The sequence below is a fragment of the Streptomyces sp. NPDC048269 genome, from assembly GCF_040652395.1.
In the GTDB taxonomy this organism is placed as follows: domain Bacteria; phylum Actinomycetota; class Actinomycetes; order Streptomycetales; family Streptomycetaceae; genus Streptomyces.
Genome location: NZ_JBEZLW010000047.1, coordinates 1 through 13,931, shown reverse-complemented (window position 1 = coordinate 13,931; position 13,931 = coordinate 1). Strand labels below are relative to the sequence as shown.

General features: G+C 69.5%; 11 protein-coding genes. 7 read left to right on the top strand and 4 right to left on the bottom strand.

Annotated features, from left to right (window positions below):
* Window positions 1–5: 5 nt before the first annotated feature.
* Entirely contained in the window at window positions 6–665 is a 660-nt protein-coding gene (locus tag AB0D48_RS31350; RefSeq protein WP_362404559.1) for a TetR/AcrR family transcriptional regulator, read from the bottom strand.
* 124 nt (window positions 666–789) lie between these two features.
* Between AB0D48_RS31350 and abc-f the strand changes: the two genes are divergently transcribed.
* Both abc-f and AB0D48_RS31340 read left to right on the top strand, forming a co-directional pair.
* The gene (gene abc-f, locus AB0D48_RS31345) at window positions 790–2,469 is read left to right on the top strand and encodes a ribosomal protection-like ABC-F family protein (RefSeq protein WP_362404556.1); all 1,680 of its coding nucleotides are present in this window, start codon (window positions 790–792) and stop codon (window positions 2,467–2,469) included.
* 57 nt (window positions 2,470–2,526) lie between these two features.
* Window positions 2,527–3,432 (top strand): virginiamycin B lyase, encoded by a 906-nt coding sequence (locus AB0D48_RS31340; protein ID WP_362404551.1) that lies wholly within the window; start codon window positions 2,527–2,529, stop codon window positions 3,430–3,432.
* A gap of 201 nt (window positions 3,433–3,633) precedes the next feature.
* Here the strand turns inward: AB0D48_RS31340 and AB0D48_RS31335 are convergent, their stop codons facing one another.
* Window positions 3,634–4,026, bottom strand: coding sequence for a hypothetical protein (locus tag AB0D48_RS31335; protein ID WP_362404549.1), 393 nt, complete (start codon window positions 4,024–4,026; stop codon window positions 3,634–3,636).
* 240 nt (window positions 4,027–4,266) lie between these two features.
* Window positions 4,267–4,557, bottom strand: coding sequence for a hypothetical protein (locus AB0D48_RS31330; RefSeq protein ID WP_362404546.1), 291 nt, complete (start codon window positions 4,555–4,557; stop codon window positions 4,267–4,269).
* A 944-nt stretch (window positions 4,558–5,501) separates the two neighbouring features.
* Here AB0D48_RS31330 and AB0D48_RS31325 point away from each other — a divergent pair.
* The 4 genes from AB0D48_RS31325 to AB0D48_RS31310 all read left to right on the top strand — a co-directional run bounded on the left by AB0D48_RS31325 (window position 5,502) and on the right by AB0D48_RS31310 (window position 11,122).
* Window positions 5,502–6,548 carry a UDP-glucuronic acid decarboxylase family protein gene (locus AB0D48_RS31325; protein WP_362404633.1) on the top strand — a complete coding sequence of 349 codons (1,047 nt, stop codon included), beginning with the start codon at window positions 5,502–5,504 and terminating at the stop codon, window positions 6,546–6,548.
* A 127-nt stretch (window positions 6,549–6,675) separates the two neighbouring features.
* Complete coding sequence (locus AB0D48_RS31320; protein WP_362404543.1) at window positions 6,676–8,550, top strand: glycosyltransferase; 1,875 nt, start codon at window positions 6,676–6,678, stop codon at window positions 8,548–8,550.
* Window positions 8,551–8,607: 57 nt separating this feature from the next.
* Complete coding sequence (gene galE, locus AB0D48_RS31315; protein ID WP_362404540.1) at window positions 8,608–9,630, top strand: UDP-glucose 4-epimerase GalE; 1,023 nt, start codon at window positions 8,608–8,610, stop codon at window positions 9,628–9,630.
* A 70-nt stretch (window positions 9,631–9,700) separates the two neighbouring features.
* Window positions 9,701–11,122, top strand: coding sequence for a UDP-glucose/GDP-mannose dehydrogenase family protein (locus AB0D48_RS31310; RefSeq protein ID WP_362404537.1), 1,422 nt, complete (start codon window positions 9,701–9,703; stop codon window positions 11,120–11,122).
* On the opposite strand, the gene AB0D48_RS31305 is transcribed toward AB0D48_RS31310, so the two are convergent.
* The gene (locus AB0D48_RS31305; protein ID WP_362404534.1) at window positions 11,056–12,675 is read right to left on the bottom strand and encodes a right-handed parallel beta-helix repeat-containing protein; all 1,620 of its coding nucleotides are present in this window, start codon (window positions 12,673–12,675) and stop codon (window positions 11,056–11,058) included. The genes AB0D48_RS31310 and AB0D48_RS31305 overlap by 67 nt on opposite strands.
* A 550-nt stretch (window positions 12,676–13,225) precedes the next feature.
* Here AB0D48_RS31305 and AB0D48_RS31300 point away from each other — a divergent pair.
* Window positions 13,226–13,840, top strand: a complete 615-nt coding sequence (locus tag AB0D48_RS31300; protein WP_362404630.1) for a TMEM175 family protein — start codon at window positions 13,226–13,228, stop codon at window positions 13,838–13,840.
* The last annotated feature ends 91 nt before the right edge of the window (window positions 13,841–13,931 follow it).

Genomic DNA, 13,931 nt, shown 5'->3' with positions numbered 1-13,931 from the left:
GCAGGTCAGTGGAACACCCCTGCCCGGGCTGCCGCGCACGCGGCCCGCGCTGCGCGGCGGGGCAGCTCTGCGTCCGGTGCGCCCCGCAGGAGGAGGAGTTCCTGGTAGAGCGGCGCCGTGGCCGTGACGAGCAGTGCTCGGGTGTTCAGGCCGGGCGGGATTTCGCCCCGGTCCACGGCCCGGCCGGCGACCGGCGCCGACCGGGCGTAGCGGTCCTCCCAGAAGAGGGTCAGGGCGCGCGCGGCCTCCGGCGAGCGGAAGGACGCGGCGATCAGAGCGGTGGTGAGGCTCGCGCCCGCGCCGGACTCGTCCGGCTGCAGGGCGTCGAAGACCTCCTGGTTGAGCGCGGTGAGGTCGTCTTGCAGGGAACCGGTGTCGGCCGGGCGCCAGGTGTCGTCGGCGGCCGCATCGAGGACATCGGCGAGTAGTCCGCCGATGTCGCGCCAACGCCGGTACACGGTGGTGCGGTGGACGCCGGCCCGTTCTGCGACAGCGTCCACAGTCAACGCGTCGTATCCGGCTTCCACGAGGAGTCCGCCGACCGCCTCGAGGACCTGTGCGCGGATCCGGGCGCTGCGGCCGCCCGTCCGGCGCCGGGCGGCAGCCTCCGGACCGGCTTCCGGACCGGGATCGGAAAGATCGCTTGCGTCTGTGTGGGATGGCATGCCAACATCTTAACGCAACAGTCGTCGCTTTAAGGAGTTTCGGTGATCATCTGCCGCACCCGGCCCGCCGGCCGCCGTCCCGTTTCCGCCCCCGCCCGTGCCGTTCACCTCCCGGAGCCCGCCCATGACCGCGACCGACACCTCTGCACAGCTCACCGCGCTTGACGCCACCAAGACCTACGACGGCCGTCTCGTCCTCGACACCGTCAGCTGCTCCGTCGCGACGGGAGACCGCCTCGGGATCGTCGGCGAGAACGGATCCGGCAAGTCCACCCTGCTCCGCCTCCTCGCCGGAGCCGAACGCCCTGACCGGGGAAAGGTCTTCATCCATTCCCGCAGTCCGGTCGGCTACCTTGCCCAGGAGGAACGGCTGCCCGCGCATCTGACCGTTCAACAGGTCATCGACCGGGCCCTTGGTGAACTGCGCACCATGGAAGCCTGCCTGCGCCGGCTGGAACAGCGGATGGCGGACGGGGACACCACCGTGCTCGCCGCATACGCCGACCTGCTGACCGGCTACGAACTCCGCGGCGGCTACGAGGCCGACGCGCGCATCGAGCGCACCCTGCACGGCCTGGGCCTGCTACGGCTGCACCGCGACACCCCGGTCGGAGCGCTTTCCGGCGGTGAGCAGGTCCGGTTGCGCCTCGCGACGCTGCTGGCCGCCGAGCCCGACGTGCTGCTGCTCGACGAACCGACCAATCACCTGGACGGCTCCGCCCTGACCTGGCTGGAGGAGCACCTGCGTGCCCGCCGCGGAGTCACGGTGGCGGTGTCCCACGACCGCGTCTTCCTCGACCGCGTCGCCACCTCCCTGCTGGAGGTCGACGCCGACACCCACCGCGTCGTGCGCTATGGGAACGGCTACGGCGGCTACCTCGCCGACCAGGCCGCCGCACGCGAGCGCAGGGTCCAGGCCCACGCGGCCTGGAGCGCGGAGGTCGCCAGGCTGCGCGACGCCACTGTCGGCAGCGCGCGGAGGGTGGCGCCGGGACGTGCTCGCAAGGACGGCAACAAGATGGCCTACGACCGGGCCGCCGGCCGGGTGCAGCAATCCCTGGCCAGCCGGGTGCGCCAGGCCGAGGAGCGGCTGGGCAGGCTGCTGGCGCATCCGGTGGAACAGCCCCCGAAGCCGCTGTGCTTCACCGCCGCCCCGAGGGGCGGCGAGGCGCGTGGAACTCTCGTGGCGGCGCAATCCGTTGAGGTTCCCGGACGCCTGGCTCCCACGAGCCTGACCCTCGGGCCGGGCGACCGCCTGCTGGTCGGCGGAGCGAACGGCGCCGGGAAGAGCACCCTGCTGAACCTGCTGGCCGGAACGTCCGAACCTCCGCGAGGACATCTCGTACGCCGTGGTCGGATCGGCCTGCTGAGGCAGCTGCCGGACCCGGCCCCGGACGAGCGGACCGTCCTCGAGGCCTATGGGCAGGGGCGTGCCGGACACCCCGACGAACACGCCGAACAGCTGCTGGCGCTCGGACTGTTCCACCGTGACCGGCTCGGCATCCCCGTCGGCAACTTGTCCTGCGGACAGCGGCAGCGGCTCGCTTTGGCGCGCCTGGTGACCGAGCCGTACGACGTACTGCTCCTTGACGAGCCGACGAACCATCTTTCCCTCGCCCTGACGGAGGAGCTGGAGGCGGCCCTCTCGGGTTTCCCAGGCGCCGTGGTCGTCGTCAGCCACGACCGTATGGTGCGTTCCCGCTGGCAGGGCGAACGACTCGACCTCGTGGCAGCCACGACCACCACAGCTGCTGCCGACGAGGAGAGTTCCGTCCGGCCGGCGGACACCGCATACGTCGCCTGACCGCGCCCCGCGCCGCCCCTGTCCCACCCTTGCCTACCCGTGACGAGAGGATCCCGCATGCCCCACACCCTCACCGCAGACCGCTCCTTCTCCGTCTCCGACCCGGCCTCGGGCCCGTACGCCGTCACCGCCGGCGCTGACGGCTCGATGTGGTGCACCCTCGTGCACGCGGGCCGGATCGCCCGCCTCACTCCCGAGGGCCGGCTCGACGAGTTCTCGTTGGACTCGGACTCCTGCGGGCCCAGCCTCATCACCGCGGGTCCCGACGGGGCGCTCTGGTTCACCCGGATGCGGGACGGCAGGATCGGCCGGATCGACAGGGACGGACAAGCCCGCTCGTACCCGTTGCCCGTACGGGACGCAGGCCCGTACGGCATCGCGGCCGGCCCGGACGGCGCGCTCTGGTTCACCCAGCTGCACACCGATCGGATCGGCCGCATCGAGACCGGGGGAGCGGTGGAGGAGTTCCCGCTGCCGGTCCTCGAAGGAGCTTTCCCCTCCATGATCGCGGCGGGCGCCGACGGAGCTCTTTGGTTCACCCTCAACCAGGCTCACGCCATCGGCCGGATCACGCCCGCCGGTGAAGTGACCCTCCATCACCTGCCCGCTCCCGGGGCTGCTCCCGTGGGGATCGCGGCCGGCGCCGACGGAGCCCTGTGGTTCACCGAGATCGGAGCGGGCCGGATCGGGCGGATCACGATGGAGGGGGAGCTCACCGAGTATCCGCTCCCCGACCCCTCCTGCCGCCCCCACGCGATCACCGCCGCACCTGACGGCTCTGTGTGGTTCACCGAGTGGGCGACCGGCCGGATCGGCTCGCTCACCCCTGCGGGCCACGTAGAGGAACATCCCCTCCCCGACCCCGACTGCGAACCCCATGGCCTGGCCTTCGGACCGGACGGCGCGCTGTACGTGGCCCTGGAGACAGGAGAGATCCTGCGACTGGTGCGGGGCAGGGGTTGAGCATGCGCGGGTGTCCCGCAGCCACGACCTTGTCGCCGATGGGCGTGTGGGGAGGAGGAAGACGCCGCGTTCTGTTCCGGACGCGGGGACGGTGCTTCCTGGGTGTCTGCGGTGGGGCACGCCTGGTTCTTCCGGTCCGGTCATGCCTGTCACCCGCCGACGCCCCCGGCGGGTGACGGGCATGACCGGCTGGACAGGTCCTCACCAGTCGAGGTCGACTTCGTGGCCGGGGTCGACGTCGCCGCCCTTGCCGTGGACGCCGGTTCCGGTGTGGCCGCCGGACCCCAGCGTCCCGGGCGTCATGTGTTTGTCGCTGTCCTGGAGGTCGGGGTCGTAGTCGTCGTTCTGGGGGCCAGGGTGGGTGACGCCTTGCTGCGGGGCTGTCGGGGCGGCCAGGGCGGTTGCCGGGAAGGCCACGCCGCCGCCGATCAGCGTCCGGATGCTGAGGCCGGCACGATACGACGGTTCCAGGAAATGCTGTTCATCGGAGTTCTCGGGGAATATTGCAGGTGGGCTGTTTTTCGGACCCGTATTGTCCGGGGTTTTCCCGGTGGGACCTGTTTCCGATGAACCCCACCGCAAGGCTGCCGTCATGCCACCGGTTTCCGTGGCTTGACACCCGGCGTCGTCCCTCGTGTGAGGCGGGCGTCACGGTCGAGGATGTCCCCCGATTCGGCCAGAGTCCGGCCTCGGCTGCCGCTGCCGGAGCGTCCCTGCTCCCAGCCCCCGCAGCTGCTCGCTGCGGGCAGGCCCGGCAGCCGTCACACGTCGCCGTCCTACTGCCCCGGCTGGCAGCACCCCCGCTCGGCTCGATCCCTTTGCCGCCGGGCAGGATCAGGGGCGGCCTGTGCCCAGGGGGAGGGTCGCTCCGGCGCGTATGGAATGGATGACCGCGTCGTGCAGGGCCCGGCTCGCCTCTTCGCTGGGGCACGGGACGGGGCTTCCGGCGAGGGGGAGCCAGTCGGACCCCCCGCTGTACTGCACCGTGACGTGTGCCAGAGCTTCGGCCTCGGTCCATGTGGTGTGGATATCGAGCTCACCCGTGAGGACGCGGCCTGCCTCGCCGGTCTGCACTCCGTCCCGTCCGGCGAAGATCCCGCGGGTGGTCCATGATGCCCAGCTCATCCGGCCTCCCAGTTGCACTCGTCGTCCTGCCAGTGTGAACGAGCCGGCCCTACCGCGCTCTGCGGGGCGAACTCTTCTCAGGTGGCGGGTCCGGGCCTGCCGTCCTGGCCTTGGCGGTGGAGGGCAGGAGCGGATCGGCGTCGCACGAGGTGCACGGCGCGTGCGCGGTCACTCCAGAGCATCGAGTGTGTCGGCGCCCTTCGTCCTTCTTGCCATGATCACCCTTCTTGCCATGATCACCGTGGGGGAGGGGGCGGCCCACCCTCGGCTCTCCGGGCCTCCTCAGATGCACACGAAGGCCCAGGCCATTTGACGCGTCTCCTCGCCGGGGAATTCTCGGAGAATATGAGGCCAAAAATTATCCCAGGCCCGTTTTGTGGGACATTCAAGCCTCTTGAATTCCGCATGGAGAATTCCCGTGCACAAGCTGTTCTTGACCCGTCGTGTTGTTCTGGCCGGAGCTCCCCTGCCGCTGGTGGCTGGTGGCTGGTGGCTGGTGGCTGGTGGCTGGCGGTTGGCGGATGCGGGGCCAAGGGACCAGAGCCTGGTCCGTGAAGGGTCTGAAGGGTCCGGAACTCGGTTGCCTCGATCCCCGCGAGGTGGGCAGCGGGCGGATCCATGGTGTCAGCGGCGCTCCCCGGTGCGGTGCAGTGTCATCCGGCCATTGACGCGCGCGGCGGCGACTCACACGAGCGAGGGAGGCGGAACTGTGCGCTGACCGGGTGCGAGGGCGTGGGGGGCCTGGGTTGACGGCCACGGGTGCAGTGGCGTGGGCGGCCAATCGGCGTAGCGCGGATTTGCGCTTCACGGAAAAGTCCTACGTATGTCCATATGCTTTGCCTGACTTTCCTCCTGAGCCCTTTCCCTTCCGGTCGTCGCGCATGTGGGCCGACGTGCCAGGAACGCGATTTGAGGCTTTCCGACCCCGATTGCTGGAGAAGCGTATGCGCGTTGCCGTCACCGGTGGCGGTGGATTTCTCGGGTCGCACCTGTGCGAGGCCCTGCTGAGGCGTGGGGACTCCGTGGTGTGCCTGGACAACTTCTCGACAGGCGAGCCCAGGAATATCGCCCACCTGCTCCCCAATCCAGCGTTCGAATTCATCCATGCCGATGTCAGCGTCGAGACGGAGGTCGTCGGGCGTGTTGACGCCGTCGCCCATCTGGCGAGCCCCGCGTCCCCGCCCGATTACCTGCGGCAGCCGCTGGAGACGCTCGCCGTCGGCAGCAGGGGGACGGAGAACGCCCTCCGTCTCGCACAGCGCCATCGTGCCCGGTTCATCCTCGCGTCGACGAGTGAGGTCTATGGTGACCCGCTGGTCCACCCGCAGGACGAGGACTATTGGGGAAACGTTAATTCCGTCGGTCCCCGCAGTGTGTACGACGAGGCGAAACGATTCGCTGAGGCCATCTCAGTCGCGTATCGCCGTACCCACGGTGTGAATGTCGGTATCGCGCGGATCTTCAACACGTACGGCCCGCGCATGCGCCCGCACGACGGGCGGGTGGTTTCAAGCTTCATCACCCAGGCTCTCACGGGCGAACCCCTGACCATTTACGGCGACGGAAAGCAGACCCGCAGTTTCTGCTACGTCGACGATCTGGTCCGCGGTCTCGTCGCCCTGCTCGACTCGTCCGAGACCGGACCCTTCAACCTGGGGAATCCGGTGGAACGGACGGTCACCGAGCTCGCCGAGATGGTGCTGGAGCTCACCGGCTCGCTGTCGGAGATCCAGTACCACCCGCTCCCCGTCGACGACCCGGTCCGCAGGCGGCCGGTCATCTCCCGGGCGCGGGACGCGCTCGGCTGGTGGCCCGAAGTGGACATCGAGGAGGGGCTGCGCAGGACGAGTGACTGGTTCGCCTCCCGCCCGGCCGACCTCTCGGTTGGAGCCGCCGCGATCCGCGGCGGCCAGGAGGACGGGATGCCGCCCCCGAGGAAGTACGTCGGCGCAGTGTCCGACAGGCCGGCAACCGTTCCCGCGCCGGCCTGAACGAGTCCCGGATCCTTCCCTCCGGCGGGGAGCGGCGTCACCGCACCCCTCTCCCCGCCGGCCCGTCACCTCCAAGGCGGCCGTGAGGCCCTCGCGCCGCCCCAAGATCATCTCGGAGTGCGCTCACATGACCCCGACCGAGCCAGGGCTCGTACGCGAGGCCACCGCGACCGACGGGCGCATCCCCAGCCCGTCCGGAGAGCAGGCCACACTCAAGGACCAGATCCGAGAGCTCTCCCGGGGCCGCGTCGCCGAGATTCCTCCCGACGGGCCCGTGTTCGCCCATCCGCGCCGCGCTCTGGAGACCCGCAAGACGAGCTTCGTCCGACAGTTCGACACAGCCGACAGGATGAAGGTAGCGGTGCTCACCGTGGGGTGGGTCGCCTGCCTCGTGTGGTTTTGGGTCTGGTGGCTGCGTCCCGAGCACCGGATCGGCTGGGTGGGCCTGGCCGTCAACAGCGCGCTGCTGCTCTACCTCGCGCTGCTGCCCCTGCATTTCCTGGTCGCGGTCGTCCGCCTGCGCCGGTTCGACTCGCGGATCGAAGTCCCAGTGGTACGCGCCGCATTCGTGGTCACCCGAGCGCCGTCGGAGCACTGGGACATCGCCCGCACCACCCTGGAGGCGATGCTCCGCCAGGACTACCCCCACCCCTACGACGTGTGGCTGTGCGACGAGGACCCTTCCAGGGACGTCCTGGACTGGTGTGAGGCAAACGGAGTCCGGGTCTCCTGCCGCCGGGACCGCCCGGACTACCACCGGCTCACATGGCCGCGGCGCACGCGCTGCAAGGAGGGCAACCTCGCCTTCTTCTACGACCACTGGGGCTACCGGGACTACGACGTCGTCGCGCAGCTGGACTGCGACCACGTGCCGAGCCGTACGTACCTGACCGAGATGGTACGGCCGTTCTCTGATCCCGCGATCGGATACGTCGCAGCTCCGAGCGTGTGCGACGCCAATGCCGACGTCTCCTGGTCCGCCCGGGGCCGACTGCATCGTGAGGCCGTCTTCCACGGGGCGGTCCAGCTGGGCCACTCGGCCGGCCTCGCGCCCCTGTGCATCGGCTCCCACTACGCGGTGCGTACGGAGGCTGTGCGGGACATCGGCGGCATCGGGCCCGAACTCGCAGAGGACTTCTCGACCACGTTCCTGATGAACTCGGCCGGCTGGCAAGGGTCGTTCGCCATCGACGCCCACGCGCGCGGCGACGGACCCGTCACCTTCGCCGCCATGGCCACCCAGGAGTTCCAGTGGTCCCGCAGTCTCGCGGTGATGCTCTTCGGGATGCTGCCGCGCCACCTGGGCCGCATGCGCGGCTGGCTGCGGCTGCGCTTCGCCTTCGCCCTTTCGTACTACCCGTTGCTCGCCGCGACCACGACCATGGGGCTGGCTCTGCCTCCGGTCGCGGCCGTCACGGGTCTGCCCTGGATCAGCGTGAACTACTTCTCGTTCCTCGGCCACTTCTGGGCGATGTCCGTGTGGCTGATGCTCCTGACCGTGCTCGTGCGCAGGCGCGGCCTGCTCCGCCCCGCGAAAGCACCGGTCCTGAGCTGGGAGAGCTGGCTCTTCGGGCTCGCCCGCTGGCCCTTCGTCGCCTGGGGGGTGGGCGCGGCCCTGGTACAGAAGCTGCGCCCCCGGCCGGTGGTCTTCAAGGTGACCCCCAAGTCGACGGACGGGCTCGAGCCCCTGCCGCTACGGCTCATGGCGCCCTACCTGATCATCACCACCACGCTGTCCTGCGCGGCCGTGACCGGTGAGCTCACCGGTCCCGCCGCGGGATACGTCTTCCTGTGCATCCTCGGCTCACTCTCGTACGCGATGGTCACCCTCACCATCGCCGGGCTGCACATCGCAGAGATGGCCCGGGCCGCAGGAGTGCCCAAGTACAAGGCTGTGGTGACTGCCCGGCTGCCCCTGCTCGCCGGAACCCTCACGCTGCTGCCGCTCGCCCTGGCCATCGGCCTGTTCCCCGTCTACGCGACAGGCATCTTCGGCTGGTGACACAGGCACCGGCTCCGCACCCCCCACAGACGATCACGGAGAAAGGATCCCATCCCCATGCCCACGACGGTCCTGGTCACCGGCGGTGCCGGCTTCATCGGCAGCCATACCTGTGTCGAACTGCTCGAGAACGGCTACGAGGTGGTCGTCGTCGACGACCACTCGAACAGCTCACCGGAGGCCCTGGAGCGCGTCGCGAAGATCACGGGACGCCCGATCGCCGCTGTCTACCGGGCAGACATGCGGGACCGGCGCGGCCTGGATGCCGTATTCGACGCGCACCCGATCGACGCAGTGATCCACTTCGCCGCGAAGAAGGCGGTGGGCGAGTCCGTGGAGATCCCGATCGCCTACTACGACATCAACGTCGGCGGTACGACCGCCCTGCTGTCGGCCATGCACGCACATGGCGTGCACCGGCTGGTGTTCTCCTCGTCCTGCTCGATCTATGGGGACGCTACCAAGGTGCCTCTGGCAGAGGGGGATCCGGCGGCACCGACCAACCCGTACGCCTCGACGAAGTGGCTCTGCGAGCAAGTACTGGCCGACACCTGCCGCCGCCTGCCCGAGTTCAGCGTGCTGGCCCTGCGGTACTTCAACCCGGTCGGCGCGCACCCGTCCGGACTGTTGGGTGAAGACCCCCGGGGGGTGCCCAACAACATCATGCCGTACCTGGCCCAGGTCGCCGTCGGCCGCCGCGAACGGCTCAACGTCTTCGGCGACGACTACCCCACACCCGACGGGACCGGCATCCGCGACTACATCCACGTCATGGACGTGGCCGAGGGCCATCGCCGTGCGCTGGAGCACCTCGGGGACGAGACCGGAATGCGTGTCTTCAACCTCGGCACCGGGGTGGGGTCCTCCGTCCTCGACCTCGTCGCCGCCTTCGAGCGGGCGTCCGGCAGGCCGATCCCTTACGAAGTGACCGGGCGTCGCCCGGGAGACGTGACCGAGCTCGTCGCCGATCCCACCGCGGTGGCGGAGGCCTGGAACTGGGCCGCGACCCGTGATCTCGCCGCGATGTGCCGCGACGCCTGGCACTTCCAGGAACTCAACCCCTCGGGCTACACGGGCTGACGCGTCCGAGTCCGCCCTCCGGTTCATCACGCCAGCCCATTCACACCCGCTCGTCAGACAGGAGACTCGCATGCGCTTGACCGTCATCGGTACGGGATACCTCGGAGCCGTGCACGCCGCGTGCATGGCGGACATCGGACACGAGGTCCTCGGTGTCGACGTCGATGCCGAAAAGATCAGAGCCCTCACCGAGGGCAGACCCCCCTTCTTCGAGCCGGGTCTCGACGACGTACTGACCCGCGCCCTCGGCTCCGGGCGCCTGCGCTTCTCCACCTCCCTCAGCGAGGCGGCCGCCTTCGGCGAGGTGCACTTCGTCTGCGTGGGCACGCCTCAGCAGGCCGGCTCGAATGCGGCCGACCTGCGATATGTCGACGCCGTGATCGACGGGCTGGCTCCCCATCTGAGGCGGCCCTGCCTGATCGTGGGCAAGTCCACCGTCCCGGTGGGCACCACCCCCCGCATCGCGGCCCGGCTGAGAGGTCTTGTCCCTGCGGGTGCTGACGTGGAGGTCGCCTGGAACCCGGAGTTCTTGCGCGAGGGGTTCGCGGTCGAGGACACACTGCGGCCCGACCGGCTCGTGGCGGGCGTCACCTCACCGCGTGCGGACCGGACCCTGCGCGAGGTGTACGCCCCCATGCTCGCCGCCGGCATCCCGTACATCAGCACCGACCCCGCCACCGCCGAACTGGTCAAGGTCGCGGCGAACTCCTTCCTCGCGACCAAGATTTCGTTCATCAATGCGATGGCGGAGGTCTGCGATGCGGCCGGTGCCGATGTGAGCACCCTTGCCGACGCACTCGGACACGACACCCGCATCGGGCGCCGCTTCCTCAACGCGGGCCTCGGCTTCGGCGGCGGCTGCCTGCCCAAGGACATCCGGGCGTTCTCCGCGCGGGCCCGGGAACTCGGCGTGGAGGAGGCGGTGAGCTTTCTGAGCCAGGTCGACGACATCAACCTGCGCCAGCGGCGCCGGACCGTCACCATCGCCCGTGATCTGGTAGGTGGTGCGTTCTCCGGACACCGGATCACAGTCCTGGGCGCCACCTTCAAGCCGAACAGCGACGATGTCCGCGATTCGCCGGCCCTTGCCGTGGCGGCGGCGATCCACCGCGAGGGCGGAGAGGTACGGGTCCATGACCCCGAAGGGATCTACAACGCCTGCCTGGCCCACCCCGAACTGCGGTACGAGACGGACGTCCTGACCGCGTGCCGCGGAGCGGACGTCGTGCTGCACCTGACCGAGTGGAGCCAGTACCGGGAGGTCGACCCGGTGAAGCTGGCCCGCGTGGTGTGCGCACCGCGGCTGGTCGACGCCCGCAACAACCTCGACGCGGGTCTGTGGCGCTCCGCCGGCTGGACCGTCCGGGTACTGGGCAGGCCGGGCCCCGCCACCGTGCCCGCCCCCCAGCGTGGCGGTGGCTTCGCTCAGTCCTCGGCACGCGCCTGTGCGGCACCTGCGGAGGGCGCCGTGCTCAGTCGGGCCCCGAAGTAGTCGACCGGGCCGGGGTCGACGCCGACCGACCGCAGCGTGACCGCACCTTCCAGCTCGTCGGCGCATTGCGAGACGAGAGGGGTGGCCCCGGCCCGATCGGTGACCGGGGCCACCGCGCCCATGAGACACGGGTCCGCGCTGCTGCCCGTCACGACCGCGCCCATCTGCTCCTGTCCGGCACGCTTCCGCCAGGCGTCCAGGTCGGAGTACCGCGTCCGGCCCCACTGCAGCTTCCAGTCGCCCGTCGTGCTGAAGTAGTCGTTGCCCTGCAGACGCACGAGGGCCTGGGTGTAGTTCGTGTCCGAATCCACCACTGGAGAGCCGTTGGTGACGAAGATGTTGTTGCGGATGCCGACTCCGCTCATGCCGTTCCGGAGGCGCAGGGCCGGGGGCCGCTCGATGCCGCTCGACCGCAGGATCACGGTGTTGTGGTAGATGTCGAGATTCCGCATGAGGTTGCCGTAGGCCACGATGCCGCCGTACCAGGGCAGCTTTCTGGCGTCGTCCCAGCTGTAGTTGAACCGCACCACGTTGTCCTTATGGGCGTTGGTCGACTCTCCCGAGTACACGAGGAAACCCGCGCCGTCGTTGCCGTAGGACAGGTTGTACTGGAGTACCGACGACGACACGTTGTTGTCCAGGCCGAAACCGCCGCCGTCGACGCGGGACCCGGTGCGATTGCGGTAAGCCTTGTTGTTCTGGATGACGACGCGGGTCGAGTCGTAGGTCCAGATTCCCTCGGGTCCCTCCTGGGCGACGGCCGAGGACTTCGCCCCGTTGTCGTACGAGACCGACTGCTGAACGGTTGCGCCCCGGAGGCTGCCGAGAACGATGCCGCTGCCGGTGTTGCGGTCGTCCGCGGTCGGGTCGCCGGGATTGCTGTACGCCTTGACCCGCGTGATCACGAGCCTTTCGTGTGCGTAGCCCGGATCCTTGGCCCTGAAGGGGGGCCCGTAAGTAACCAGTCCGCCGTCCTGATTGTGGTGCACTGCCGAGTCGCTGATCTGGATGTCGCGGAAGCCGGAGGACCTCGGGCCTGTTCCGAGGCGAATCCCGTGCTGGAACCGGGACACGTCGACCCCGGAGATCCGCACGTGGTCCAAGGTCTTTCCGGCCCGGAGGTCGTTGAAGAAGGTGATGCCGTCCGCACTGCGCTGAGCCTTGGCATCGCCGATGATGGTCAGATTCCGGATCTCCACCCCGGCGGTGTTGTACACGGCGATTCCGGCCGTGCCCCGCGTCGCGATGGTGGCCCGACCGGTGCCGTAGGAATCGATCACCACGGGCTTGACCGCGCTGCCCGCATCGCCCGGGCCGACGGTCAGCCGCCCGGCGAAGCGCTCGCCGCCTTTGAGCCGGAGACGGTCTCCCGGCCGGAAAGGCACCTGGTCGGCCCGGGCGAGGGTGCGCCAGGCAGTCGCCTCGGACAGCCCGTCTCGCTCGTCGTCGCCGTCCGGGCTCACGTAGAAGGTGAGGGCCCCCTTGATGGGAGGCCGCGGCGGCGTGTAGGGCTTGAGCGCGTCGCATGCGGTGAGGAGGGCGATCGCGCCCACGGTCACACCTGTGACGAATTTCGCCCCGCCACGGCGACTCCACCCGGTGGTCCGACGGTCGCGCATCATCCCAGTGTCCCCGTTCCGTTCGGCTCCGCACCTCGGGTAACAAGGTGCCAGAAACCGCAGGCGCGTCAGGTCCGTGACATGGCGATAAGTCCCTATCTTTTGCTGATGCCTGAATGGCGCATGACCATCCGATCCTGTGCGCGTCAGGCGCGTGGTCGGAACAGTACCCGCCTGCGGCCGGAACCTGCCGCAATGCCCCGGCCCTCGCGCCGGTCGGCTGCTCCGGGCTGGTAGACCCCCGAGTGCGCCAGGTTCACCGCCGCCAGCAGCCCGCGCCGGGACCCCACGCGGCCTCGACGACCCCGGCCTGGCACCGGGCGGTCCGCTGACCGGCTTCCCTGCGCAGCCGAGGGCTACAGCACGACGGAGCCGCCAAGTTTCCGGGACGGCCGGCCCGGTCGAACTTCGCGTAAAACACGTGGATATCGGGATATTTTTGGATGCTCAACCGTATGGTGACGTGGTGAACGGCCACCAGCGAATGCGGGACGACGAGGGGAGCGCGGCCCGGGTCCTCGCGCTGTCGGACGGTGTCTTCGCCATCGCGATGACGTTGCTGGCGCTGGACATCACACTGCCCGCCGACCTGGACCCGGCCCGTTTCGAAGAGGCACTGGGCGACGTGGTGCCCAACCTGTGGGCGTACGCCCTCAGCTTCGTGGTCATCGCAGCGTTCTGGCGGGGCCACCATCAGGTCTTCCGGTACGTGCGGGAGGTGGACGGGACCGTCATCAAGCTCGGGCTGCTGAACCTGGGTCTGATCGCCCTGATGCCCTTCCCCACCACCCTGCTGGCCGAGTACGGGGACCGGCCGCAGTCGGTGGCGGTCTACTCCGGCGCCGCCGCGGCCATCGGGGCCGCACAGCTCGCGCTGACGGTCGTGCTGTGGAAGCGCCCGTGGCTGAGCAGCACGGCGATGCCCGATCCCGTGGCGCGCAACGACGTGCTCGACCTGGCGGCGATGGTGCTGGTCTTCGCCGTCGCCGTGCCGCTCGCCTTCGTCTCCGCGATGGGCGCGCAGCTGTGGTGGGCGGTGCTGGTCCCGGTGAAGGTGCTGCTGGGCCGGCGGGGCAAGCGTCTGCGCGCGGCAACCTAAGGGCTTGCAGAGAATTAACGTGCGTGTTTCAGCTCTTGACAGGCCAGCTCATGCAGGGTGTTCGATCGCAGGTTATCTCTGCAAGCCCTAA